Raw genomic sequence first — 24174 nt, 5'->3', positions numbered from 1 at the left:
ATGGTCGTTAAAATAAAAAAATATCTATCCATTGCAAGTTATACCGTTCTGTGAACTGATGCCCCGGACAGGGCACATACAATATTATTGTATCACTCCACAAAGCTTTTCTCAACCGGGAGCTGCGGATTTACCTTCGCAGTCCATTTGCAGGGAAAATTGCAAAACGTTCTTTTCTCTGCATAAAAGTCCTCGGCAGAGAGGACACGCTAAAAATGCTTCAGCGCCTCCCGGACGGCTTTTTGCGGTGGACATCCAGTTTGGATAATACACATACTGTCTCGATATGCTCCGTATGCGGGAACATATCCACCGGGGTAAAGCCCTCGGCCTTATAGCCCAGCTTTGTCAGGGTGGCAAGGTCGCGGGCGAGGGTGACGGGGTTGCAGCTGACATAGACCACCCGCTTCGGTGCCATGCGGGCCACGCTGGCAAGAAATTCCGGGGTGGAGCCCTCGCGCGGGGGGTCCATAAAGATCACGTCTGCCTTCTCCCCTGCTGCGGCCGCTTCGCTGATCCAGCGGGTGGCGTCGGCGGCAAAGAAGCGGGCGTTCTTTACGCCATTGTGCCTTGCGTTGCCAATGGCGTCCTGCACGGCGTCCCGGTTCAGTTCCACGCCCACCACCTGCTTTGCATGGTCGGCGGCGGTCAGGCCGATGGTGCCAATGCCGCAGTAGGCGTCCAGCACTACCTCCTTGCCGGTCAGCTTTGCAGCTTCCACCGCAAGGCCGTACAGCACGGCGGTCTGCGCCGGGTTCACCTGATAAAAGCTGCGCGGGCTGATGGCATAGGTCTTGCCGCAGAGGGTGTCCAGAATGAATCCCTTGCCGTACAGCACCTTTTCCGCTTCGCCCAGCACCACGCTGGTCTTGCGGCTGTTCACGTTCTGCACCACGGTGGTCACAGTCACGCCGCGCTGCGCCGCTTCGGCCAGCAGTGCCTTGACAAAGTTTTTCGCGCCCGGCAGCACCGGCTGCGCCGTCACCAACACCACCATCACCTGCCCGGTGGCTACGCCCCGCCGCAGCAGACAGTGGCGCACAAGGCCGGTGCCCTTGTCCTCGTCGTAGGGCTGGTAGCGGCAGGCGTTGGCGGCAGCCCGCACCGCCTGCATGGTCTTGTCCAGCACCTCGTCCTGCAGCAGACAACTTTCCACCGGCAGCACCTTGTGGCTGTTTGCCGCGTAGATGCCGGAGGTCAGTTTTCCACCAAAGCCGGGAGCAAAGGTGGAAATCACCTTATTGCGGTAGTGGTAAGGCTGCTCCATGCCCCGGATGGGGTGCACCGGGCCGTATTTGCCCACCAGAGCACGCACTTTTTCTTCCTTCTGTTTCAGCTGTTCGGCATAGTCCAGCCCCAGCAGGGGGCAGCCGCCGCAATTTTTGGCACGCAGTTTGCAATCCATGGCAGTTTCTTCCTTTATATAACAGATACTCTCTTTTCAGGATATCACAGGGCAGGGCGGATTGCAACCGCAAGCCGGTGCGTTTTTTGCAGTTTTCTTTTTTACCGCCGGGGCTTTACTTTCCCGCGATGATTTGCCATAATAGGGGCAGAAAATGACCGTTTACGGGAGGGCAACAAGATGAAGATCATGGTTTTTGATGTAGGCGGCACCGAGATCAAATACTCGGTCATGGATGAGCAGATGCACCGCACGGACAGCGGCGCGGTGCCCACGCCGCAGGATACGCAGGCGCAGTTTCTGGATACGGTCTACCGGCTGTATGCGCCCCATAAGGACGAGGTGAGCGGCATTGCCATGGCGCTGCCGGGCTTTGTGGATAACCGCACCGGCTATGTTTCCAACGGCGGAGCGCTGCTGTACAATACCGCCACCCCGGTGGGGCAGCTGCTGGCGGAAAAATGCGGCTGTCCTGTCATACTGGAAAATGACGGCAAAGCCGCCGCCATGGCAGAGCTGGCAAACGGCGCGCTGAAGGACTGCTGCAACGCTGCGGTGTTCATCATCGGCACCGGCGTGGGCGGCGGCATTATTGCCAACGGGCAGCTGGTGCGCGGGGTGCACTTTACCGCCGGAGAGTACAGCTTTGTCAACACCAACGCCGAAGCATGGGACGCCCCGGACCAGAACATGGCATGCCAGTGCAGCACCAGCAATCTGCTTAAATGGTACCGCGCCCGCAAGGCGCTGCCGGAGGACGCCCCGCTGGACGGACGCAGCTTTTTTGCCGCCGCCAACGCCGGGGAGCCGGAGGCCTTAGAGGTGCTGCGGCGGTTCTGCCACGCGGTGGCGGTGCAGATCTACAACCTGACCGTTCTGCTGGATGTGGAAAAGGTGGCCATCGGCGGCGGCATCAGCAAGCAGCCCCTGCTGCTGGAAAGCTTGCGCAGCGCCTACGATGGACTGTACGCCTCCCGGGCGGGACAAGCTTACATGGAGGGCTTACCCCGCTGCCAGATCGTGCCCTGCGCCTTCAGCAGTGAGGCCAATCAGGTAGGCGTCGCCGCCGCATATTTTGAAGCCATGCAGAAAAAATGTTGATTTTCAGTCGGTTTCATGGTACTATATCTGCCGTGTGCTCTGCACGCAAAACACGAAACAAAGATGCAGAGCCGGACAGCCCGCGGGCTGTCCGGCTCTGCTTGTATTCAAAAATATTTTTCTGCATCGTTACGCATTCAGGCGGGCAAAGGCCTGCCGGACATCACCGGAGAAATACAGCGTTCCCAGTGCGCACACCGGGCCTTCGCCGCCCAGTTCTTCCGCACGCGCTACACCGGCCTCAATGCTGTCCGCAGCCTCGGCGGTGCAGCCGTAGGCGCGGATATGCTCTGCCAGTGTCTGCGCTGGCATGGCGCGGGGGTTGTGCGCCGTCACGGTCACGAACCGCTCGGCCAGCGGTGCCAGCAGCGCCAGCATCTCGTCTACGTCCTTGTCGGCCATGATGCTGACCAGAAAGACGAATTTCTGCCCGGGGAAGCGGTCTTTCAGGCTCTGCACTGTGGCGCGCATCCCGTGGGCGTTGTGGCTGCCGTCCAGCACAAAGGCCGGGCTGTGGCGCAGCAGCTCAAAGCGCCCGGGCCAGCTTACCTGCTCCAGCCCGGTGCGGATGGCGCTTTCCGGGATGTTCCAGCCCTGCTGCCGCAGCACCCGCAGGGCGGTGATGGCCAGTGCGGCGTTGCGGGGCTGATAGCTGCCGATGAGCGGCAGGCGCACCCCGTCCAGCCCGTCAAAGCTGAAGGTGACTGCATCCAGATCCCCGCCGGTAACCTGCAGCTTGGCAAAGTCCACCTCGGTAAAGGGGGCGTGCTGCTGTGCCGCCACCCGGCGCAGCACGGCGTCTGCCTCCGGTGCGCCGCCGTAGCTTACCACCGGGCAGCCCGGCTTGATGATGCCCGCCTTGGCGGCGGCGATATCCGCCAGCGTGGGGCCCAGTTCCTTGACGTGATCCATGCCCAGTGCGGTGATCACCGCGCAGGCAGGCTTTTCGATGACGTTGGTGGAATCCAGCGTGCCGCCAAGCCCCACCTCCAGCACCACGATATCACACTGCTGCTGCGCAAAATAGAGCATTCCCAGTGCGGTGATGATCTCAAACTCGGTGGGCACGTCCTCCATGGCGTCGGCGGCGGGCTTTACCTGTTCTACCAGCGCCACCAGCGCTTCGTCCGGGATCTGCTGCCCGTTGATCTGGATGCGCTCGTTGAACCGGTTGATGAAGGGCGAGGTATACAGCCCCACCCGGTAACCGGCGGCTTGCAGGCAGGAAGCCAGCATCGCCGCCGTACTGCCCTTGCCGTTCGTGCCCGCCACATGGACGAATTGCAGCTTTTTGTGCGGGTCGCCCAGTGCCGCCAGCAGGGTGCGGGTGCGGGTAAGCCCGGGCTTATGCCCCGCCCACTGCACCGCGTGGATGTATTCCATTGCCTGTTCGTAGTTCATAGATACTGCCTCGATTCAAGGAATAATATTAAAAATTTCGGAACACCGGAGCGTCTGCAGACGCTCCGGTGTTCCATTTTACGAGTCTCTTACTTCTTTGCCAGCTTCATCAGGCTGCGGTTTTCCAGCAGGATGCGCAGCAGCACAACGTTCACGGCGCTCAGGATGAGGGCGTTAGGGATGCGCACTGCCAGTGTTGCCCACGGATAGCCGTAAAACAGGCGCAGCGCCAGCGAGGTGATGACCATGGAGCCCACAAAGTGCCCCAGCAGCACGCTGGCTGCAAGCCGCAAATTTGTGGAAAGGCTGCTCAGCTTCTGCCACGCAAAACCTGCCACCAAGCCGATGGCACCCGCACCCAGCGTGATGAGCGGGTTAATGGCGTAGCCCGCCAGCACACCGCCGATGATATCGGCCACCGCGCCCACCGCAAAGCCTGCGCCGGAGCCGAACACCACCGCCGCCAGCAGTACCGGCAGACTGCCCAGATTGAACCGGACGAAGCCGGTGGAGATGCTGAGCACCCGGCTGAACACGATGCTCATAGCCACCAGCAAAGCCAGCATGGTCAGGGTACGCGCAGAAGTTTTTTTGTCGTTCATTGTAGTTGTCCTCCTTAAAAAGGAACAGCAGGCAGGACGCAAAAACGCCCTCCCCTGTGACAGACCGCACAAAGGAGGGCGTGAATTCCAACAACATTCACTTCCGGGCAAAAACCGCAGACGGCTCTCGCCTGCACCCAAGTCCATGCAGCAGCGGGATGCAGACCCTGCACCGCGGTCAATACCTTCGTCCGCAGCACAACTCCCCGTTGATGCGGCACTTAACGCGCAGGGTCTTACTCTGTTGATGATGCCATTATAATCCTTTTTTTGCTGCACTGCAAGCGCCCAAACAGACATCTTTGCCAAAGGAGCGTTTTTATTTTTGGCAGTGTTGTATAAACGTAGGACTTTTGCTTGCCTGTCTCCCTCTTTTCTTTTGGCGCAGAACGTGGTAAGATGAACACAAGATACCAAAGGGGAAACTGCCCCGGAAAGGAAATTTTCCATGAAATTCAGCGAAATGACCTATACCCGCCCAGACATCAACGCTCTGCTGGCACGGTGCAAACAGCTGGCTGCCAAGGCCGCCGATGCGCAGGACGGCGACGCCCTCATTCAGGTGTACTACGAGCAGAGCCGCGCCTTTGCGGACTACACCACCGCCTCCCAGCTGGCCAACATCCACTACACCTGTGACACCCGCGATGCCTACTGGAAGGCTGAGCAGGACTTTTTTGATGCCAACGGCCCCGCCGTGACCAACGCCAGTGTGGAGATCAGCCGGGCATTTCTGGCAAACCCCTATGTGGATGCCCTTACCGAGCACTTCGGCACCACCTGCGTAGCCGGTATGAAGAACGCCGTGCTGGGCATGGACGACCGCACCGTGGAGCTGCAGCAGGAGTTCAACGCGCTGGTCAGCCAGTACCAGCAGATCTACGGCGGCGCACTGGTGGAGCTGGACGGCAAGCAGCTGACCATCCCCCAGCTGGGCCCCTACAAGGAGGATCTGGACCCCGCCGTGCGCCGCGCCGCCTACGAAGCCGAGGCCGGTTACTTTGACGCCCACCGGGACGAGCTGGACACACTGTACACCAAGATCGTCAAGAACCTGAATCAGCAGGCCAAGGTGCTGGGCTATAAGGATTACAGCGAACTTTCCTATGTGCGCATGAACCGCATCGGCTACGGTCAGGCCGAGATCCAAGCCTTCCGGGATCAGGTTGCCCGGGACGTTGTGCCCGAGCTGCAAAAGGTGATGGCCATGCGCGCCAAGCGCACCGGCATCACCCACCCCACCTTTACCGACCTGCCCATCATCTTCAAGGACGGCAACCCCAAGCCCATCCCGGGCTATCAGGCACGCATGGACGCTGCCCGCACCATGTACCACGAACTCAGCCCCGAAACGGCGGAGTTCATCGACTTTATGCAGGACAACGAGCTGTTCGACGTGGAAAGCCGCCCCGGTAAGATGTCCGGCGGCTACATGACCAGCCTGCCCAGCTACAAGGCACCCTTCATCTTTGCCAACTGGAACAACACCTCCGGCGATGTGGACGTGCTGACCCACGAGTGCGGCCACGCCTTTGAGGGATATGTGGCCGAGCGCGACCCCAACGTGCCTGCCGATCTGGAATGCCCCGCCATGGAGAGCGCCGAGATCCACTCCATGGCCATGGAGTTCCTCACCGCGCCGTGGCACCACCTGCTGTTCGGCAAAGATACCGAGAAGTATGCCCTGCTCCACGCCGAGGACAGCTTTGTGTTCCTTGCCTACGGCTGCGCCGTGGACGAGTTCCAGCACATCATGTACCAGAACCCCGACCTGACCCCCGACCAGCGCAACGCCGAGTGGCTCAAGCTGGAAAAGAAGTACCGTCCGTGGATCGATTTTGACAATCTGCCCTTCTACGGGCGCGGTGCAGGCTGGCAGCGCCAGCTGCACATCTACGAGTGCCCCTTCTACTATATCGACTACTGCCTGTCCACCATGGCAGCCTTGCAGTTCTTCCTGCTGAGCCTTGACGACCACAAGGACGCATGGGAGCGCTACCTCAAACTGGTGCGCCGCGCCGGTCTTGCCAGCTACACCGAGCTGCTGCAGACCGCCGGGCTGAAGGTGCCCTTTGAGGAAGGCAGCGTCAAGGGCATTGCCCAGCAGATGACCCGCTGGCTGGAAGAGCATCAGGTGGGCTAAAGACAAGCGAAAATCGTTTCGTGACAGCGGCAGGGCGTTTCGTGTCAGTTTTCTTGCTTTTTCTGTCGTGCTGCGATATACTGAAGCCAGAGATCTCCCTTCGAAAATGGAAAGGAGTGCTGACTTATGAGATCTTCCCGTTTGTTCCGGCGCGTCGTTGCCGGTCTGTGCGCTGCCGCCATGCTGTGCGGCGGCATGGCCGCTTCGGCTGCTGCGCCCGCACTGCCCGCCGCCCCTGCTGCAGTGGAGGCTACCAACGCCGCCCCCAGCGATGCCGAACTCAAGGCCGCCTTTTCCAAGTTCACCGTCACCTACGACGAGGAGACCGGCGGCTGGGATCTTTCCTCTCCGCAGGAGCAGGCCAGCATGGATAAAAAGTCCTGCGGGCTGTACCCCTATATGTTCTTGCAGGACGATAGCATTGCCTTTAATATGATCCTGACCTATGTTGGCAGCAAGAAGCTGGACATCAAAACGGTCAACGTATCTGCTGATGACGAGCTGTACACCTTTACCTGTGACGAGGAATACGGCGGCGGCTACGATCAGGATCTGGGCTGCTGGTTCGACATGGAGCTGTTCCAGCTGAGTGACGAGGAGGTCAGCCTGCTGAGCGAGTGGCTGAACGCCAAGAGCGTCACCGCCGTATTCGTTGGCCGGGACGGCACCACCCAGAGCTACGCCCTGACCAAGGAGAACCGTACCGCCATTCAAGAGATGGTCACCGCCTACAACCTGATGCTCTCCTCCACCGTAGAGCAGTGCGAGCCCATCCTGACCAGTCTGGCAAAGTAAACGCATTTCCAGAGTCCCCGGAGCATCTGCGGATGCTCCGGGGACTTTTTTGCCAAATTTCAGTTTTTTTGCAAAAAATGCTTGCAAAGCCGGTCAAGCTGTGCTATACTTATCGAGCTGTGATGTGCTGCTATAGCTCAGTTGGTAGAGCGCATCCTTGGTAAGGATGAGGTCTCCAGTTCGAATCTGGATAGCAGCTCCAGCTCAACCGCCCTGAAGTCTTAGGACTTCGGGGCGTTTTTCGTTTATCCTTTCCGCCGCACCGCAAAAATACCGCCGCACAGCTGTGCGGCGGTATTTTTCATTCTTCCCCATCGGGGATATTTTCTGCGTCCAGCAGATACTCGGTCTCGGTCTGCTGCTCCATCTGCTGCTCTGTCCAGTCCAGCTGCACAGCGCCGCTCAGGTCCAGCGAATAGTCCTCGGTGTACAGCAGACTGCCGGTGTTCAGGCTGCTTTCCGCCGCGCTGCGGGCATCCCATGTAAAGTGCAGCTTTTCCGGCGGCACAGTGCACTGCTTTGCCAGTGCGGTCAGGGTGTAGCAGTCCCGGGCAAAGTCGGCGGCGCTGTCGTAAGGGCCGAACAGCTCCACAGTCAAGGTCAGGCAGGTATCCCCGGCGGGCAGGGCGGCGGCCTGCTGCAAAGTCTCGGCCTTCGGGCCGTTCAGGTAAAGCCAGCCGCTGATGTTCTGGATGGCGATGTCCTGCGCGTCTTGCTTGCAGGCGGAGTACAGTTCGTCAATGGCCTGTGCGCTCAGACGGTTCATCGTCTGCTGATTTTCGCCGCTCAACTCGTCCCATAGCATGGGCAGCATTGCCATGCAAAAGCAGCCCGCCATCAGCACCAGACAGACCAGCACGGACACAAAATCGTACTTCCAGCGGCCGGGGCGGGCGGCAAAGAAGAGCACCTCGCATCCCAGCAGAACCAGCGCCACCGCCGGGGCAATTTTCAGGGTCAGCTGCACATCAAAGCCCGGCACGAAGAAATACAGCAGGAAGAACACGCCCGCCGCAATGAGACACGCGCCCAGGGTCAGGCTGCCCACCCGGCGCAGGGGCTTTTCTGCGGGCTTGCGTTCCGGCGGGGGCACGCTGCCCGGCTGTGCCGTCAAAGGGGTCTTATTCTGCTCGGTCATCGTCATCCTCCGTAGGGGTTTCGTTCTGTTCTGCGTCGGTCACCGGCTCCCCCAGCAGTGCCGAAAGCTCCGGCATGGCAAAATGGGTGTCCGTGTCCGTGGTGTCCGCGGCATCCTCTGCATCCTCTGCCTGCGGCGCAGCCGTGTAGGCGTGGAAGTCCTCGGGTTCCTCCTCGGCGGGCTGCTTGCCCTTTTTGTTCTTCGGGCCGCGCACCAGCCACATACCGCACACGATCAGTGCCACGCAGACCACGATCTGCGGCAGGGCATCCAGCATCAGGTAGATGGCTCGGAAAACCGGGTTATCCTGTCCCCAGCGCCACATCACATCGCCCAGCACCCGCATGATGATGTTGTTGTAGAACACGATGGCGCCCAGTGCGATGAGCCCCCAGCCCACCAGCTTGTGGCTTTCGCCCATGAACTGGGTCATACGGGCATCGTGCCAGTTAAAGTGCACCAGATAATCGTCCTCCGGGGCTTTTTCCGCCGCCAGCTGCGCGCGGAGGTTCAAGGTATCGAAAAAGCTGTACATATACACAACGATGCAGCCGACTACCAGTGCGTCCAGCCCCGTGGTGCTGCCTAGGATAATGAACAGGCAGAACATGGTGATGAGCGAGAGCCCCCGCTTCATATAGCCCTGATACATCTGCCCCGCACCGGGGATGCAGGCAAACAGCAGGGTCAGGATCCCGTTTTTCTTCATAATCAGTTCCCTCATTTCTCAGTGGTGTCTGCACTGTGGTGCAAAAGCGCATCCAGTGCATCGGATAGTTTCTCGGTCAGCTGTTTTTTGTCCTCTATGGGCTTGCCCAGCGGGGCGGTGGATGGCTGCGGGGCTTTGTCGTTCACCGGCTTGCCCAGCAGCTCCGGTTCGGTCTGCTGAGTAGTCTGCGGCAGCCATGTGTTCAGCTGCTGCCCGGTGTGCAGGATCTGTTCCAGCGTACCGGTACGCCACAGCGTCAGCGCCAGCACGGCGGCTACGGTGGCCACAGCGGCGCGTCCCCATGTGTTCTGCATCAGCCGTATCCAGATGGTGCCCATCACCGCGCCCCGGGCGGAGCGCGGCGGCTGTTCCAGCACATCGTCGGTCAGCAGAGCAGTGTAGCGGTCCATGCAGCGGTCGCAGTAGGCAAGGTGTTCGGCGGCTTCCAGCCGCTGCGTTTCGTCCAATTGCCCGCCGACCAGTGCCTGTAAGCCTTCCTCGCTCAGACAGCCTTTTGCGTCAAACAGTTCCATGTACGCTCCTCCTTTCACAGGGTATGCGCTCGTTTTGCAAGATCTGCTGCGCCAGCATCTTTTTGGCGCGGTAGATTTGTGCTTCCACCGTTTTGGGCGGTCGGCCGCACAGCCTTGCCGCTTCGGCCATGGTGTGCTGCTCCAGCAGCACCAGACGGCAGGGCGTGCAGTAGGGCTCACGCAGATCTAAGATCATCTCCGTAAGCTCTTCTTCGCCCAGCGCATCCAGCACCTGCTGTTCCGGCTGCATACCGGGCGGCGCGCCCTCCAGCGCCAGCACCTCGTCGCCGGGGGTGTTCATCTTGCGCACCCATGCGCTGCGCAGATAGTCCTTGGCTTTGTTGGCGGCGATGCGCGCCAGCCACTGCTTTTCAAAGCCGGGCGGGCAGCGGTCGATGGCCCGCCACGCCGCCAGAAAAGTCTCCTGCGTCAGGTCCTGCGCTTCCTGCACATCCGGCACCAGCTGGTGGCAGACCGTGTACACGAGCGCCTGATATTTCTGCACCATCGTGCTGAATTCCTGTGTTGTCAACGCGCTGCACGGCCTCCTTTCCGGTTCTGGATGCGGTGCTCTGCGCCGCCCTTCTGTCTTTAATACGAGAGAGCGGCGGCAGTTCCTGCAAAAAACTAAAATATTTTCAAACTTTTTCTTCTTCCACGGATATGGTACAATAGCAGTATAGCACACAGGGAGGATTTACGCCATGGCTTCTACCACCCGTCAGGCGCTTTTACAGGCGCTCAGCGCCGCCGAGGGCGCGTATATTTCCGGCCAGCAGCTGGCGCAGCAGCTGGGGGTCAGCCGCGCCGCCGTGCACAAGGCTGCGGCGGCGCTTACCGCACAGGGTTATGCACTGGAGGCCGCCTCCCGCCGGGGGTACCGTCTGCTGGGCGGCGACCCCTTCTGCGCCGAAGCGGTAGGCCCCTACCCCGCCCCGGTGCAGCTGTACGACACGCTGGAAAGCACCAACCGCACCGCCAAGCTGCTGGCGCTGGAAAGCGCTGCCCACGGCACGCTGGTGCTGGCGGGCGGGCAGACCGCCGGGCGCGGGCGGCTGGGACGCAGCTTTGCCAGCCCGGCGGGCAAAGGGGTGTACTGTTCGGTAGTGCTGCGCCCGCCGCTGCCTGCCGCCAACGCCCAGACCGCCACTATCGGCGCAGCGGTGGCGGTGTGCCGGGCGGTGCGGACGCTGTGCGGGCTGGAACTTGCCATCAAATGGGTGAACGACCTGTATTACAAGGGCAAAAAGGTGTGCGGCATCCTGACCGAAGCCGGTACTGACCTTGAAAGCGGCCAGCTGGAATGGCTGGTGGTGGGCATTGGGCTGAATCTGACCGCCACGGCTGAGGACTTTCCCCCGGAGCTGACCGCCAAAGCAGGCAGCTTATACCCCGGCGGCCCTGCCCCGGTAAGCCGGGCGGCGCTGGCGGGTGCCATCGGGCGAGAGCTGTTAGCGCTGTGCCCGGGTTTTGAATGTCTGGACGAGTACCGCGCCCGCTGCTTTGTGCCCGGCCACTGGGTGACCGTATGCACCGGCACCGAGACCTACGCCGCACAGGCGCTTTCTATCGACGGCACCGGGCGGCTGGTGGTGCAGCGGGAGGGTGGGCGCACCGAAGCGCTGCGCTGCGGCGAGGTGACCATTCGTCCCACTAAGACGGAATAAACGGATACAAAAAGCCCGCCGGGCATTGCGCACGGCGGGCTTTGGTTTACAGTTTACTCTGCCTTGGTCTCGGGCTTTGCCTCAGCCTTGGCTTCCGGCTTTGCTGCGGGAGCAGCAGCGGGAGCGGCGGGCTTCACCACGGGCTTCGGGGGATTGGGATCGTCCTTCAGCGGGAACAGGATGATGTGCTTGGGGCACTTCTGGGCGCACATACCGCAGCCCTTGCACTTGTCGTAATCAATGCGTGCCACGCCGTCCACAACATGGATGGCGTCGAACTTACAGGTGCGCTCGCACATGCCGCAGGCGATGCAGGAAGTGGTGCACAGCTTGTTTGCCACAGCACCCTTATCCTTGTTGGAGCACATGACCACCGGCTTGCGGGGGCCGGCAGCGTCGATCATGATCACCTGCTTGGGGCAGATGTTGGCGCAGGCACCACAGCCGGTGCACTTGTCCTTGTCCACCTTTGCCACACCGTCCACGATGTGGATGGCGTCGAACTTACACACCTTGGTGCAGTCGCCCAGACCAATGCAGGCGAAGGTGCAGGTCTTGGGGCCGCCGTACAGAGCTGCCGCAGCAGCACAGGTCTGGATGCCCTTGTAGTCGTAGGCGGGCTTGCAGTGCTCGGAGCTGCCCTGACACTGCACCACAGCCTTCTTTTCTACGGCGCTTGCCTCGCCGCCCATGATCTTGGCAATGGCGGCAGCAGCCTTGGGGCCGCCGGGTGCGCACTTGTCGCAGGGCACGCCGTCCAGAACAACAGCCTTGGCGTAGTCGGAACAGCCGGCGTAGCCGCAGCCGCCGCAGTTTGCGCCGGCCAGACAGGCAGAAACTTCCTCAATGCGGGGGTCTTCCTCCACCGCCATGAACTTTGCAGCAGCCACCAGAACGATAGCACCCACAGCGCCCACGATGGTGCACAGGATAACAGCAGATACAATATTCATAGTCCTGTTCCTCCCTTACAGCGTAACATTGAACAGGTTTTCGACGATGCCGCCGAAGCCCATGAAGGACAGGCTGGTGATTGCAGCTGCGATCAGGGTGATGGGCAGGCCCTTGAAGGGTGCCGGGGGATCGCAGGCTTCCACGCGCTTACGCACGCCGCTGAACATGACCATGGCCAGCATAAAGCCGCAGCCTGCGCCGATGGCGCAGATCAGAGCCTCGATGTAGGCGTAGCCGAAGCCGTGTGCAGCCACATCTGCGCCGTAGTCGCCCACGACCAGAATGGTAACGGCCAGCACGCAGCAGTTGGTGGTGATCAGGGGCAGATAAACGCCCAGTGAGTTATACAGTGCAACGACGTACTTCTTGAGGAAGATCTCGATGAACTGCACCAGCACGGCGATGACCAGAATGAACACGATGGTCTGCAGGTAGCTCAGACCAGCCTTGTCCAGAATGAAGATCTGGATGGGGAAGGTAACGGCCGTTGCCATGAACATGACAAAGATGACAGCACCGGACATACCAACAGCGGAATCCAGCTTTTTGGAAACGCCCAGGAACGGGCAGATACCGTAGAACTTCACCAGCACATAGTTGTTGACAAGGATCATGCTGAAGAAGATCGCAGCGAGTTTGACGAGCATCTTATTCCGCCTCCTTCTTCAGATTATCAAGATCACAGCAGCTCTTGCGCTCGATGCGGGCGTCCAGCTTGCCTTCCAGCCACACACAGCCGGCCATCAACAGGCCAAAGCAGAAGAATGCACCGGGAGCCTGCGTCATGATGGACACCTTGGCAACGCCTTCCGGAATGATCTGGAAGCCCAGCCAGGTGCCGCTGCCCAGGATCTCACGGATGGAGGCCATCAGAGTAGCGGTGAGGGTGTAGCCGAGGCCCATGCCCACGCCGTCCAGTGCGGAATCCACCACATTGTTCTTGCAGGCGAACATCTCGGCACGGCCCAGAATGATACAGTTGACAACGATCAGGGGCAGGAACACGCCCAGAGCGTTGTACAGGCTTTCCATGTAGGCCTGCATGAACATCTGCACGATGGTCACAAAGCCTGCAATGATAACGATGTAGCAGGGCAGATGCACCTTGCCGGGGATGACCTTCCGCAGCAGGGAGATCATGATATTGGAGCACACCAGCACGAAGGTGAAGGCGGCGCCCATGCCCAGTGCGCTGGAAACTGCCGTGGTAACGGCCAGAATGGAGCAGGTGCCCAGAACCAGACGCAGAACAGGGTTTTCTTTGATGATGCCGTTGGTAAGGATGCTTACCTTGGACTTATTTTCTTGTGCCATTTCTTACCAACCTCCTTTTATGCCAGCTCGTTGAAGCAGTTGATACAATCATTGATGGCAGCAAACAGAGCGGTGGACGAAATGGTTGCGCCACTGTACGCATCGAAATCCTGATTCATCACAATGTTCTTGGTGCCGTCCATGCCGTTGAACTGTGCCAGGAAGTCATCGGTGGACACATTGGAGCCGATGCCCTTGGTCTGGGTAGAAGCGTCCACCCAGATGCCGGTCTCGGCGCCGTTGGCATCAAAGCCCATGATGACGGTCAGGATGCCGCCGTCAAAGCCCTTTTCTTCGGCCTTGATGGCAATGCCGCCGTCCGGAGCCTTCACCACGCCGGTAACATTGGCGGTGGTGTAATCGGTAACTTCCTCCAGCGTAGCTGCGTCCGAAACAGAGGGCATCACGCTGACATAAGCAGCCAGCGTGGTGCGGCGGGTGTTCTCCTTGATAACAGGAGCGGTCATGCCGTTCACCAGAGCCAGCAGCAGGCTGACGATCAGAGAGATGACGGTCAGCACAACGATCGGCTTACCGGTGGTTTCCCAGCTGGAATTTGCAGTCTTACTCATTTGCCAGCACCCTCCTTCGCTTTCTTTGCAGGCTTCACATAGCCATACGGGGTCTGACGGGTCAGATCATTGATGTACGGGACCCACAGGTTCATGAACAGCAGCGCGAAGGACACGCCCTCGGTGTAGCTGCCCCAGTAGCGGATAGCAAAGGTAACGATGCCAAGGCAAACGCCGTACACCAGCTTGCCCTTCAGGGTAAAGGGGCTGGTAACGTAGTCGGTAGCCATGAACACAGCGCCGAACAGCAGGCCGCCGCTCAGCACGGCAACCAGTGCGCTGTGCAGATCCTTGGTAGCGATCAGGTAGAACACGAACACGCTGCCAACGTAGGAAGCAGGGATAGCGATGCTGATGGTCTTGGTAGCCACCAGATAGACAAGACCCAGCACGATAGCCAGTGCGCAGGTCTCGCCCAGCACACCGCCGTGGATGCCCATGAACAGATCCAGCAGGCTCAGCTTGGAGGGATCTGCCACAGCCAGCGGGGTAGCCTTGGACAGCTGATCCACCGCTGCATCCGGGAACACCCACTTATTCATGGAACCGGCAAAGCTGATAAACAGCACGATACGGCCCACCAGAGCGGGGTTTGCAAAGTTCATGCCAATGCCGCCGAACAGCTGCTTGACAACAATAATTGCCACCAGATCGCCGATGATCAGCTGGCCGATGGGCATACCCACGGGCACGTTCATGGCCAGAATGATGCCGGTGACCACAGCGGACAGGTCGCTGATGGGGTTCGGGCGCTTCAGCAGCTTGCAGTACAGCCACTCAAAAACCACACAGGCCACCACGGAAACGGCGGTGACCAGCAGGGCGCGCACGCCGAAAATGATCGCAGAGGCAACCACGCAGGGGCACAGTGCAACGATCACGTTAGCCATCAGGCTCTGGGTGGTCTCATCACTGCGGACGTGCGGGGAAGCCGAAACAATAAGCTTCGTATCCATTACTTATTGCCTCCTTTTTTGATTTCGCCAAGATAGAAGGCCTTGGCCAGACTCATCATCTGGGTAACAGGGCGCTTTGCCGGGCAGACGAAGGAGCAGCTGCCGCAGTTGAAGCAGTAGTCAGCGTGCAGCTTGCCCAGCTCCTGCACATCGCGGGCGGCGTAGGCCTGATTGACCTCCACGGGCTCCAGCCCCATGGGGCAGTACTCCACGCAGCGGCCGCAGCGGATGCAGGGGTTGACCTGTGCGGGCTGTGCAGCTGCCTTGCTCAGCAGGATCAGACCGGAAGTGGTCTTGGTGGTGGGGTAGGAAAGGTTCTCCACAGCGGGGCCCATCATGGCACCGCCGGCAACCACCTTGCCCAGCTCGCCCTTGACGCCCACATAGTCCAGAATGTCCTGATAAGCGGTGCCCACGGGCACAACAACATTCTGGGGTTTTGCGCAGGCATCGCCGTCCACGGTGATGGTACGCTGGACCACCGGCATACCGGTAGCCAGATACTTGCCCAGCGTGGAAACGCTGGTCACGTTCATCACGATAGCGCCTGCATCGGCGGGCAGACCGCCGTGGGGCACCTCGCGGCCGAGGCACTTCTCGATCAGGATCAGCTCTGCGCCGGTGCCGTAGACACTGGGCAGGGGCTTTACCTCAATAGCGCTGTCGTCCTTGGTCTTTTTGCACAGCAGGTCGATGCACTCGGGCTTGTTGTTCTCAATACCAATGATGCACTTCGGGATGCCGGTATACTGCAGCACAGCCTTGATGCCGCGGATGATATCATCGCTGCACTCCAGCATCTCCTGCGTGTCGCTGGTCAGCCACACCTCGCACTCGGAGGCGTTGATCAGTAAAGTATCCACCGACTGCTTGGGCTGCAGCTTCACATCGGTGGGGAAGCCTGCGCCGCCCAGACCTACCAGACCGCACTCGCGCACGGCGGCAAGGAAGCTGGCCTTATCGGTGACTTCCGGTGCCTTGACAGCCGGGTCTACGGTCTGCTTGCCATCGGTCTTGATGACAACAGAATCGCACATACGGCCATTGGACAGACGGAAAGGTTCCACTGCAGCTACCGTACCGGAAACGCTGGAGTGGATGTTTGCGGAGACAAAGCCGCCCGCCTCACCGATCTTGGTGCCGACGAACACTTCATCGCCTTTTTTGACCAGTGCCTTGGCGGGTGCGCCAATGTGCTGGCTCATAAGGATGCGTACCTGCGCGGGCAGAGGCATCGGGATAGGTTTGCTTGCAGCAGTTGCCTTGTCATGCGGCGTATGCGCGCCAAGCGCCGCACGTTTCAGCTTGTTCAACATGGATTTCAAATCCCCCATTCTGCTTGAATTGCCATCCCCACGCCCATGCAGGCGCACTGGTACAGGGACAGCAGCTGCTTAACACACTTATTGTATCATTTTGGCGCGGGAAGTCAACGACATCACGGCTCAAATGATGAATTTTCCTGAACTTTCTTATTCGTTTTTGCCGATTAGTTTTAACTAACCACCGTATTTTTCTTTTTGTTCTCCCTCTTCTGCCGTTTGCCTTTACTGTGGGAATATGCTATACTATACCTAACATGACAGGCGGAACGTCCCCCGCTCCGCTCCCGAACTTCACAAGGAGGCACCAAACCATGAAAGTTCTCAAAGCTCTGCTCGCCGTCCTCACCACACTGGCTGTCGCCCTGACCGCCATTCTGCTGCTCTGGCAGGATAAAAGCGCCCCGCGCTATATCAAGATCTACGAAAACGAGCAGTAATATTTTTCTTGCAAAACAGCACCCCGGCCAAGCGGTAAAACCGCCCGGCCGGGGTGTTTTTGCGTTATCCGGCAGACCACACAAAAACGCCGCCGACTTTTTGTCAGCGGCGTTTGCTCGTATCAGTAGGTCATCACGACCACCATAATGGGGTATTCATCCCTCGTTTTGGGGTCGGTGTTATGCACAACGCCCACGCCCACAAGGGTAGCTTCCGTGCTCGTGACCAGTGCCGGTTTCCATTTGCCGGTGTCCTTTACCCAGCCGCGGATCACGCTCTCTGTGGGATACGCAGCGTAGCCGCCTACGCCCACCAGCTTTTTACCCTTTACCGGCAGCTGGCTGATGTCGTTCCAGTCCTTCGTATACCGCTTGCCATTCGGGTCGGTGCCGTACTTGCCAAGCAGCCAGTCCAGCTGCAATTTTGCCATTTTTTCAGCCATGGCGCAGACCTCGGCGTCCATGGTCAGCGGGGTGTTATTGCCGTAGTCCTTGCGCACCGCATTCAGTGTGTCCACCACCGCAGCCACCTTCTGCGCCTCGGTCTTTTTGTCGGTGGGGTCTTTGCCGGTCTCGCTGCTGCCCGGCTTATCCGGCGCGTCCGGCGCGTCCGGCGCGGAAGGGCCGGAGGGCCCGCAGGCTGCTAAAAGCAGCAGCGCCATTGCAGCTGCAAGAGCCGCTGCCGTCCATCGTTTCCAAAGCTTCATCTGTGGTCCCCCCGCTTTCTTCTTATGGGAGTGCGTTGCTCCCCGGTTTCATCTTATCCCCTGCTGCGGCGCGCTGTCAATGGGCAGATGCGCCAAACTTTGGCAGAAAGTTTCGGCAAAGCGTGCAAAAGCAGGAACATTTTGAATGCGCGCCGCGCCTTCCGGGTTGCGGCACCCAGCATCCGCATCGTGCCTTGGGCGGCACTCGCATCTTGCTGGCCGCTGCCCCAACAACTCCTCCCTGTTTCCGCCACTGGCGGCGGTCGTCGTCGTTGCAGTGGAAAAATTATTTTTTATTCGCAATTCCGGAAAATCTGCCGATTTTCCGGAATTGCTTTTTCACAGGCGCGTCTGCACGCGGGCTTTTCTGCACGCAAAAAAGGCTGCCGCACAGTCTGTGCAGCAGCCTTTCGGGCTTAGTAATCCTTTTCGCAGCCAAGCAGGAATTTCATGTAGGCAAAGGTGCGCTCCCGCCCGAGGTCCCGCACCATGCACAGCAGCTTTTCCAGCAGTGCCCGGGTCTCCGGGTGCATCAGGTAGTGATCCTTGCTGCGCTGGTAGTACTCCCACGCAGAGGCATCAGTGTACTTATCGCCCAGATAGATCTGGCTTGCCGCCACCCGGTCGCACACCATCTCGCAGACGTACCGCAGGGGGATCTTCATGCCGGTCAGGCCGGTCTTGGTGGTGCTATAATCGATCCAGTATTCCAGATGATGCTTGTTGCGCCCCTTGTGGTGCAGCCACGCCGAGGTGTAGCCCTTGGCTGCGCGCTCGGCCTCGTTGGGGCTGTGGTCACCCTGATAATAGATGCACCCGGGGATGAACTCGGTGGGGCTATACTTGCTCAGGTCGTGGGCAAGACCCTGCTCATACAACCCGCATTCAAAGCAGTATTTCATCACCAGCAGCTTGTGCCGGGTGATGGTCTCGAAATGACCCTTGATGTTCATGCTGTTATTCCCTCCACTGCACCGTGATGCGGCCCTCTTTCAGCCCGCGCAGATCATCGCTTTCGGAAAAATCCTCCCGGTCCATGGTCAGGTTGGGGTTGTAGTAGGGGTCATGCAGGATGTTCTCCTTGCCGTGCACCTCGTACAGACGCTGCTGCTCGGCGGCAAAGCGCCGTGCCTTTACCGGGTCTTTCTCGTCCCCGCCGCGGCTCTTGCTCTCGTAGTGGGTCAGCTGGGCGTAGGGCGTCCACGCAATGCGGTAGCCCGCATCCCGCACCCGCAGGCAGAAGTCCACATCGTTGAAGGCCACCGCAAAGGCTTCGTCCAACCCCTTTACCTCGTCCCACACGCTGGTCTTTACCAGCAGGCAGGCACCGGTCACAGCGGAAAAGTCCTGCACCGTGGCGGTGCGGAACAGATACCCGCTGCCGCCTGCCTTTTTGTACTTGTGGCTGTGCCCCGCGTAGCCCCCCAGCCCGGTAATGACGCCCGCGTGCTGGATGGTCTCGTCCGGGTAAAAGAGCATTGCACCGCACACTGCCGCCCCGCCGGGGTGAGCGCATTGGCGCAGAAGTTCAGTGAGCCATTCGCCGCTGCGCACCTCCACGTCGTTATTCAGCAGCAGCAGATATTCGCCGGTGGCGTATTTGCGGCCAAAGTTGTTGATGCCTGAAAAGTTGAAGCCCTTTTTCGGGTAGGTGACCACCCGCAGGCCGTCGTAGCGCTGCTGCGCCTTTTTATAGTAGGCAAAGGTGGCGGGGTCGGTGGAGTTGTTCTCCACCACGATCACCTCAAAGTGCTCCCATTCAGTCTTTGTCCAGATGCTGTGCAGGCACTTTTCCAGATCCTCGGTGTGGTCCTTGTTGGGGATGAGGATGCTCACCTTCGGCTCGCCCACGATGTCCCACTTCACCCGGTAGGTGCTGGGGAACAGGCCGTCCTCCACCGTGCCGGTGCGCCCGGTGCGGGTCAGGTGGTCTGCCAGCGCCTTTTTGGCCGCTGCCGCCACATAGGGCTTTGCGTCTGCACCGCCGGAGGTAGACCCCGCGTGCACCCGCCAGTAGTAGAGCACCTGCGGCACATGGGCGGCACCGCCGGTCTTTTCCAGCAGACGCAGGAACAGATCATGATCCTGACTGCCGTCGCATTCCGGGCGTTCGCCGCCCAGCTGCTCCCACAGCGCTTTTTGGAACACCGCCAGATGGCAGATGTAGTTGCAGCACAGCAGGTAATCCGGGGCGTAGTCCGGCTTGAAGTGCGCCACCATGGGGCGGCGGATGCTTTTGGTGAACAGTGCCTCGTCGCTGTACAGAAATCCGTCCGGTTCGCCGCGCTGCCGCAGCTGCAGGATGGCCTTGCCCATGGTGTACAGGGCATGGGGTGCCAGAATGTCGTCGTGGTCAGCCAGCGCCAGATACTCCCCTGTTGCCAGCTGCGCGGCGGCGTTGGTGTTGGCCGCGATGCCCTTATTTTCGATCTTTTTATATACGATTCGTTGATTCTTTTGCTGATATTCCTTTACGATCCGCTCCACGTCCCCGTGGGCAGCGTCCGAAGCATCGGCAAGGCAGAGCTGTCCGTTGGGCGCGGTCTGCCCCACAAAGGAATCCAGAAATTCCCGCAGGTATTTTTCCGGGGTGTTATACAGCGGGGTCAGCACCGAAATGGTGGGCAGACCGCAGTCTGCCGCCGTTTTGCCTGCCATCTCTGCGCGCTGGGCTTCCAGCACCTTTTTGGCGGGCAGGTAGCGCGCACGTTTGCCAAAGCAGCGGCGCTTCACAAAGCCCGCGCCGCGCCTGACCATGGTGGGCAAGCCCTCGTCCTTTGTCAGCTGCACGGCATAGCCGGCAAGCTCCTTGGCGCGTTTCAACCGTACATTCATATCAGACCTCGCCGCGCTGGGTCGCCTTGTAGGCGGCGCAGACTGTCTGGGTATCCCCGTTCATTTTCAGGTGGCCGTGGCTCAGCCATGCCACCTTGGTGCACATCCGCTCGATCTGCTCGATGGAGTGGGACACCAGAATGACCGTGGTGCCGCCCGCCATCAGCTCCTGCATCCGCTTTTCGCACTTCTGCTGGAACAGGAAATCGCCCACCGACAGCACCTCGTCCGCAATAAGAATATCGGGCTTTGTGATGGTGGCAATGGCAAAGCCGATGCGTGCCACCATGCCGGAGGAGTAGTTTTTCAGCGGCACATCCAGAAAGTTTTCCAGTTCGCTGAATTCTACGATCTCGTCAAATTTTTCGTCCAGATACTTGGGCGAGAAGCCCAGCACCGTGCCGTTGAGGTAGATGTTCTCGCGGGCGGTCAGATCCATATCAAAGCCCGCGCCCAGCTCGATGAGCGGGGCGATGGTGCCGTTCACGGTCACCTTGCCCTTGCTGGGCTTGTACACCCCGGCAATGGTCTTGAGCAGGGTGGATTTGCCCGAGCCGTTCAATCCCACAAGGCCGTAAAAATCGCCGGGCATGATGTCCAGACTGACGTCCTTTAAAGCGTAGAACTCGTCGTATTGCAGCCGCCCCTGCACCATGGCCAGAAAGTACTCCTTCAGGCTCTCATGCTTTTCCTTGGAAAGGTTGAAGCACATGGAAACATTGTCCACTTTGATGATCGGTTCCATTGTTCACCCTCCTTAAATGTGCAGCACAAAGTGGTCCTGCGTTTTGCGGAACACCTGCAGCCCCACTACCATGGACACTACGGCGCAGATGCCGCAGACAAGGAACATATTCCAATCCAGCGGGATGCCCCACATCACCGTGCGGCGGAAGCCCGTGATATACCAGTACATGGGGTTCAGTTTGATGATCTGCTGCATATTGAACCCGCCGATGGAAAAGGTCATCTGGGTGGGGTCGTAGAAGATGGCGGAGAAATACAGCAGCGCGGTGACGAACACGCTCCAGATGTGCATGATATCCCGGAAGAACACGGTAGCCGCCGCTAAGAACATACTGACCCCGAGGCTGAAGAAGAACAAGGTCACCAGCGGGTACAGCGCCTCAAAAATGGTCAGGTGGAAAGGCGCGCCGGTAAAGATCATGACCAGCAGCAGCGCCACAAAGCTGAAGATGCAGTTCACCATGGCAAAGCAGCACTTTTCCAGCGGGAAGATATACTTGGGGATATACACCTTTTTCAGCAGCGGGGCGGCGCTGAGCACGCTGCTCATGCTGGTGGAGGTAGCCTCGTTGAAGAAGTTGAACAGCAGCTGACCGCACATCAGAAAGACGGCAAAGTTGTCGATGCCGCTGCCGCGCATATCCATCAGGCTGCTGAACACCGCCCAGTACACAAGGCACATCAGCAGCGGGTTCAAAACGCTCCACACCACGCCCAGCACGCTGCGGCGGTATTTCAGCTTGAAATCACGGCTTACAAGGTTCCACAGCAGATAGCGGTAGCGCCAGAAGCCATTCCACATTGCTTTGAGTTTTGCCACGGGCGATCACCACTTTTCAAAATACTCGAACTTCTGGGCGGCAAAGGGCTCGTGCAGCTTGTCCTTTGCGCTGGTCTTGTGCTCACAGCCGCAGTCCGGCCACTGCACGTTGACGGTGGGGTCATCGTAGGGGATGCCGCCCTCGCTGGTGGGGTCGTAGACATCGGTGCACTTATAGCAGAACTCTGCCACATCGCTCAGCACCAGAAAACCGTGGGCAAAGCCCTCCGGGATATAGAACATCTTCTTGTTGTCCTCGGAAAGGGTCACGCCCACCCACTTGCCAAAGGTAGCGCTGTGGGGACGGCAGTCCACGGCTACGTCATACACCTCGCCCTTGGTCACGCGCACCAGCTTGCCCTGGGTGTGGTTCTTCTGGAAGTGCAGCCCGCGCAGCACGCCCCGGGTGGAGCGGCTCTGGTTGTCCTGCACAAATTCCTTGTCGATACCGGCCTCTGCGAACTGGTCCTTCTGGTAGGTCTCCATAAAATAGCCGCGGTCGTCGCCAAACACCTGCGGCTCAATGACCACCACGCCGGGGATCTCGGTCTGCGTAAAAATAAACTTACCCATGATATTGTACCTCTCTTTTTTTCTGAAAGCTTTTTCTTTATCTGGAAAAGTCTGGTTTTGAACAGGCTTTTACGCTTTTTTATGGTGCCTTGCCGTTTTGCGGCGCTTTTTCAGGCGGGAATGTACCCGCAGCACCAGTACGGTAACCACGGCTGCACCTATGGTGCACCCCACCGAGATGCCCGCCAGCAGCCATGCGCTGCTGCCCGGTTCCACGTCCCTGGCGGCTTCCAGCTTTGTGCCGGCGCTCTGCTCCAGCAGTTCCGCCAGACCTGTGATCTCCGCCTTTACCCGCACGCTGGTGCTCTCCTGCTGCGCGCCGCCGTTCAGGGTGTACACCGCATACACGGCGGGCTCTGCGCCAAGCAGATACTGCTCCGGCAGCTCCAAGTCCACGGTCACGTCCTGCGCGGATAAGCCCTCGGCCAGCAGCAGCTTCACCCCGGGGTCGGCTACGGTAACGGTGCCAAGGCTCTGCCCGCCGCCCGCCACAGCCAGCTGTGCGGTGACCGTGCCGCCGGGCAGCTGGGTGTAGCTTTTATAGGTGGAAAAGGCGTAGTCCAGCAGGGTGCGCATATCGTTATATTTATCGGTGCTCAGCTGGCTTTGCATGGTCGCGCAGATCAGCCGCACCCCGTCCTGCTCCGCCAGACAGACATAGCTGTACCGGGCGGTGTTGGTATAGCCCAGCTTGGAGCCCAGCACACTGTCGATATGGTAGCGGCTGGAGCCGATGCGGATCTTATCCTGCTGGGAGAAGTAGCGGGTCACCGGCTGGATGTTGGTGGGCTGCATGGTGTACATCTCGTTGCGGGTGAACAAGTCCTCAAACCCCGGTTGCTGCAGCGCCCAGCGCAGGATCTGCGCCATATCGTAGCAGCTGGTGTAGTGGTCGTCGTCGCTGATGCCGTGGGGGTTTGAAAAGTGGGTGTGGGCAAGGCCAAGCTCCTCCACCTGTGCATTCATGGCCGCCACGCCGTCCGCGATGGTGCCGCCGCCGAAATACTCCGCCAGCAGGTTGGCACCGTCGTTGGCGCTGGCCATCTGGGTGGCGTACAGCGCATCCGCCAGGGGGACTTCTTCCCCTTCCCGCAGGGCGATATGGCTGGAATCCGTGCCCGCCAGCGAGTAGACATCCTCATGGGTCACGGTCAGCTTTACATCGTCCCAGTCCCCCTGTGCCTTCTCGCAGGCAAGACCAAGGGTCATTACTTTGGTAATGGAGGCCGGGTGCAGCTCCTCGTCCATATTCTGCTGCGCCAGCACAAGGCCGGTGTCTGCATCCATGATGCAGTATGCCCGGGTATTGGCCAGCGCCGGGCCGGCTGCTGCTGCGCCGGGCACCAGCACAGCGCCTATCAAAAGCAGCACAGTGCACAGTGCTGCGGTAAATTTTTTCATCTGATATTCTCCGCTTATCCGTTTTATGCCGACAAGACA

26 protein-coding genes, 1 tRNA gene and 1 riboswitch are annotated in these 24174 nt (G+C 59.6%); of the genes, 7 read left to right on the top strand and 20 right to left on the bottom strand.

Annotated features, from left to right (window positions below):
* Positions 1–220: 220 nt before the first annotated feature.
* Positions 221–1405, bottom strand: coding sequence for a 23S rRNA (uracil(1939)-C(5))-methyltransferase RlmD (gene rlmD / locus C7J97_RS10085; RefSeq protein WP_113992799.1), 1185 nt, complete (start codon positions 1403–1405; stop codon positions 221–223).
* Between the two features lie 180 nt (positions 1406–1585).
* Here rlmD and C7J97_RS10080 point away from each other — a divergent pair, with 180 nt between their 5' ends.
* The gene (locus C7J97_RS10080; RefSeq protein WP_113992800.1) at positions 1586–2506 is read left to right on the top strand and encodes an ROK family protein; all 921 of its coding nucleotides are present in this window, start codon (positions 1586–1588) and stop codon (positions 2504–2506) included.
* A 129-nt stretch (positions 2507–2635) separates the two neighbouring features.
* Here C7J97_RS10080 and C7J97_RS10075 read toward each other — a convergent pair whose 3' ends face one another.
* Positions 2636–3907 (bottom strand): bifunctional folylpolyglutamate synthase/dihydrofolate synthase, encoded by a 1272-nt coding sequence (locus C7J97_RS10075; RefSeq protein WP_113992801.1) that lies wholly within the window; start codon positions 3905–3907, stop codon positions 2636–2638.
* An 89-nt stretch (positions 3908–3996) separates the two neighbouring features.
* A complete protein-coding gene (locus tag C7J97_RS10070) occupies positions 3997–4509 on the bottom strand; it encodes a folate family ECF transporter S component (RefSeq protein WP_113992802.1) in 513 nt (170 codons plus the stop codon).
* 149 nt (positions 4510–4658) lie between these two features.
* Positions 4659–4755: riboswitch (THF riboswitch) on the bottom strand.
* A gap of 202 nt (positions 4756–4957) precedes the next feature.
* On the opposite strand from C7J97_RS10070, the gene C7J97_RS10065 reads away from it, so the two are divergent.
* From C7J97_RS10065 to C7J97_RS10055, 3 genes are all read left to right on the top strand, one after another.
* Positions 4958–6652 carry a M3 family oligoendopeptidase gene (locus tag C7J97_RS10065; protein WP_097783001.1) on the top strand — a complete coding sequence of 565 codons (1695 nt, stop codon included), beginning with the start codon at positions 4958–4960 and terminating at the stop codon, positions 6650–6652.
* 126 nt (positions 6653–6778) lie between these two features.
* The gene (locus C7J97_RS10060; protein WP_015537321.1) at positions 6779–7447 is read left to right on the top strand and encodes a hypothetical protein; all 669 of its coding nucleotides are present in this window, start codon (positions 6779–6781) and stop codon (positions 7445–7447) included.
* A 126-nt stretch (positions 7448–7573) separates the two neighbouring features.
* A tRNA-Thr gene (locus C7J97_RS10055) sits at positions 7574–7649 on the top strand.
* Between the two features lie 99 nt (positions 7650–7748).
* On the opposite strand, the gene C7J97_RS10050 is transcribed toward C7J97_RS10055, so the two are convergent.
* The 4 genes from C7J97_RS10050 to C7J97_RS10035 are packed head-to-tail and all read right to left on the bottom strand — an operon-like array spanning position 7749 to position 10359.
* A complete protein-coding gene (locus tag C7J97_RS10050) occupies positions 7749–8585 on the bottom strand; it encodes a hypothetical protein (protein WP_170126658.1) in 837 nt (278 codons plus the stop codon).
* Complete coding sequence (locus C7J97_RS10045) at positions 8569–9294, bottom strand: hypothetical protein (RefSeq protein WP_113992804.1); 726 nt, start codon at positions 9292–9294, stop codon at positions 8569–8571. Before C7J97_RS10045 ends, C7J97_RS10050 begins: the two co-directional genes overlap by 17 nt.
* An 11-nt stretch (positions 9295–9305) precedes the next feature.
* Entirely contained in the window at positions 9306–9827 is a 522-nt protein-coding gene (locus C7J97_RS10040; RefSeq protein WP_113992805.1) for an anti-sigma factor, read from the bottom strand.
* Positions 9814–10359, bottom strand: coding sequence for an RNA polymerase sigma factor (locus tag C7J97_RS10035; protein WP_242983495.1), 546 nt, complete (start codon positions 10357–10359; stop codon positions 9814–9816). The genes C7J97_RS10040 and C7J97_RS10035 overlap by 14 nt, the downstream gene beginning before the upstream one ends.
* A 172-nt stretch (positions 10360–10531) precedes the next feature.
* On the opposite strand from C7J97_RS10035, the gene C7J97_RS10030 reads away from it, so the two are divergent.
* Positions 10532–11494, top strand: coding sequence for a biotin--[acetyl-CoA-carboxylase] ligase (locus C7J97_RS10030; RefSeq protein ID WP_113992807.1), 963 nt, complete (start codon positions 10532–10534; stop codon positions 11492–11494).
* Between the two features lie 53 nt (positions 11495–11547).
* Here C7J97_RS10030 and C7J97_RS10025 read toward each other — a convergent pair whose 3' ends face one another.
* The 6 genes from C7J97_RS10025 to rsxC are packed head-to-tail and all read right to left on the bottom strand — an operon-like array spanning position 11548 to position 16606.
* Entirely contained in the window at positions 11548–12447 is a 900-nt protein-coding gene (locus tag C7J97_RS10025) for an RnfABCDGE type electron transport complex subunit B (protein ID WP_113992808.1), read from the bottom strand.
* 15 nt (positions 12448–12462) lie between these two features.
* Positions 12463–13095 (bottom strand): electron transport complex protein RnfA, encoded by a 633-nt coding sequence (locus C7J97_RS10020; protein WP_055186232.1) that lies wholly within the window; start codon positions 13093–13095, stop codon positions 12463–12465.
* A gap of 1 nt (position 13096) precedes the next feature.
* Positions 13097–13762: an electron transport complex subunit RsxE gene (rsxE, locus tag C7J97_RS10015; protein ID WP_055186231.1), complete on the bottom strand. Its 666-nt coding sequence runs from the start codon at positions 13760–13762 to the stop codon at positions 13097–13099.
* Positions 13763–13779: 17 nt separating this feature from the next.
* The gene (locus C7J97_RS10010; protein WP_005923037.1) at positions 13780–14334 is read right to left on the bottom strand and encodes an RnfABCDGE type electron transport complex subunit G; all 555 of its coding nucleotides are present in this window, start codon (positions 14332–14334) and stop codon (positions 13780–13782) included.
* The gene (locus C7J97_RS10005; protein WP_005923034.1) at positions 14331–15290 is read right to left on the bottom strand and encodes an RnfABCDGE type electron transport complex subunit D; all 960 of its coding nucleotides are present in this window, start codon (positions 15288–15290) and stop codon (positions 14331–14333) included. The genes C7J97_RS10010 and C7J97_RS10005 overlap by 4 nt, the downstream gene beginning before the upstream one ends.
* On the bottom strand, positions 15290–16606 hold the full coding sequence (gene rsxC, locus C7J97_RS10000; RefSeq protein WP_223452891.1) for an electron transport complex subunit RsxC: 1317 nt from the start codon (positions 16604–16606) through the stop codon (positions 15290–15292). Before rsxC ends, C7J97_RS10005 begins: the two co-directional genes overlap by 1 nt.
* Before the next feature lie 320 nt (positions 16607–16926).
* On the opposite strand from rsxC, the gene C7J97_RS15515 reads away from it, so the two are divergent.
* Positions 16927–17052, top strand: coding sequence for a hypothetical protein (locus C7J97_RS15515; protein ID WP_015537317.1), 126 nt, complete (start codon positions 16927–16929; stop codon positions 17050–17052).
* Between the two features lie 122 nt (positions 17053–17174).
* Here the strand turns inward: C7J97_RS15515 and C7J97_RS09995 are convergent, their stop codons facing one another.
* Positions 17175–17759 carry a hypothetical protein gene (locus C7J97_RS09995; RefSeq protein ID WP_242983494.1) on the bottom strand — a complete coding sequence of 195 codons (585 nt, stop codon included), beginning with the start codon at positions 17757–17759 and terminating at the stop codon, positions 17175–17177.
* 99 nt (positions 17760–17858) lie between these two features.
* On the opposite strand from C7J97_RS09995, the gene C7J97_RS15245 reads away from it, so the two are divergent.
* Positions 17859–18179 (top strand): hypothetical protein, encoded by a 321-nt coding sequence (locus tag C7J97_RS15245; protein ID WP_162789026.1) that lies wholly within the window; start codon positions 17859–17861, stop codon positions 18177–18179.
* Here C7J97_RS15245 and C7J97_RS09990 read toward each other — a convergent pair.
* From C7J97_RS09990 to C7J97_RS09965, 6 genes are all read right to left on the bottom strand, one after another.
* A complete protein-coding gene (locus C7J97_RS09990; RefSeq protein WP_005923021.1) occupies positions 18176–18712 on the bottom strand; it encodes a DUF5662 family protein in 537 nt (178 codons plus the stop codon). The two genes, C7J97_RS15245 and C7J97_RS09990, sit on opposite strands and share 4 nt — an antisense overlap.
* Positions 18713–18716: 4 nt before the next feature.
* The gene (locus tag C7J97_RS09985) at positions 18717–20594 is read right to left on the bottom strand and encodes a glycosyltransferase family 2 protein (RefSeq protein ID WP_113620745.1); all 1878 of its coding nucleotides are present in this window, start codon (positions 20592–20594) and stop codon (positions 18717–18719) included.
* A 1-nt stretch (position 20595) separates the two neighbouring features.
* Positions 20596–21339: an ABC transporter ATP-binding protein gene (locus C7J97_RS09980; protein ID WP_005923018.1), complete on the bottom strand. Its 744-nt coding sequence runs from the start codon at positions 21337–21339 to the stop codon at positions 20596–20598.
* Positions 21340–21351: 12 nt separating this feature from the next.
* The gene (locus tag C7J97_RS09975) at positions 21352–22161 is read right to left on the bottom strand and encodes an ABC transporter permease (RefSeq protein ID WP_223450751.1); all 810 of its coding nucleotides are present in this window, start codon (positions 22159–22161) and stop codon (positions 21352–21354) included.
* Between the two features lie 6 nt (positions 22162–22167).
* Entirely contained in the window at positions 22168–22734 is a 567-nt protein-coding gene (rfbC, locus tag C7J97_RS09970; protein WP_005923016.1) for a dTDP-4-dehydrorhamnose 3,5-epimerase, read from the bottom strand.
* 69 nt (positions 22735–22803) lie between these two features.
* Entirely contained in the window at positions 22804–24135 is a 1332-nt protein-coding gene (locus C7J97_RS09965; protein WP_113992810.1) for a D-alanyl-D-alanine carboxypeptidase family protein, read from the bottom strand.
* Positions 24136–24174: the final 39 nt, after the last annotated feature.

Source organism: Faecalibacterium prausnitzii (assembly GCF_003324185.1).
GTDB lineage: Bacteria > Bacillota > Clostridia > Oscillospirales > Ruminococcaceae > Faecalibacterium > Faecalibacterium prausnitzii.
This window is presented reverse-complemented; position numbering and strand designations above follow the sequence as displayed.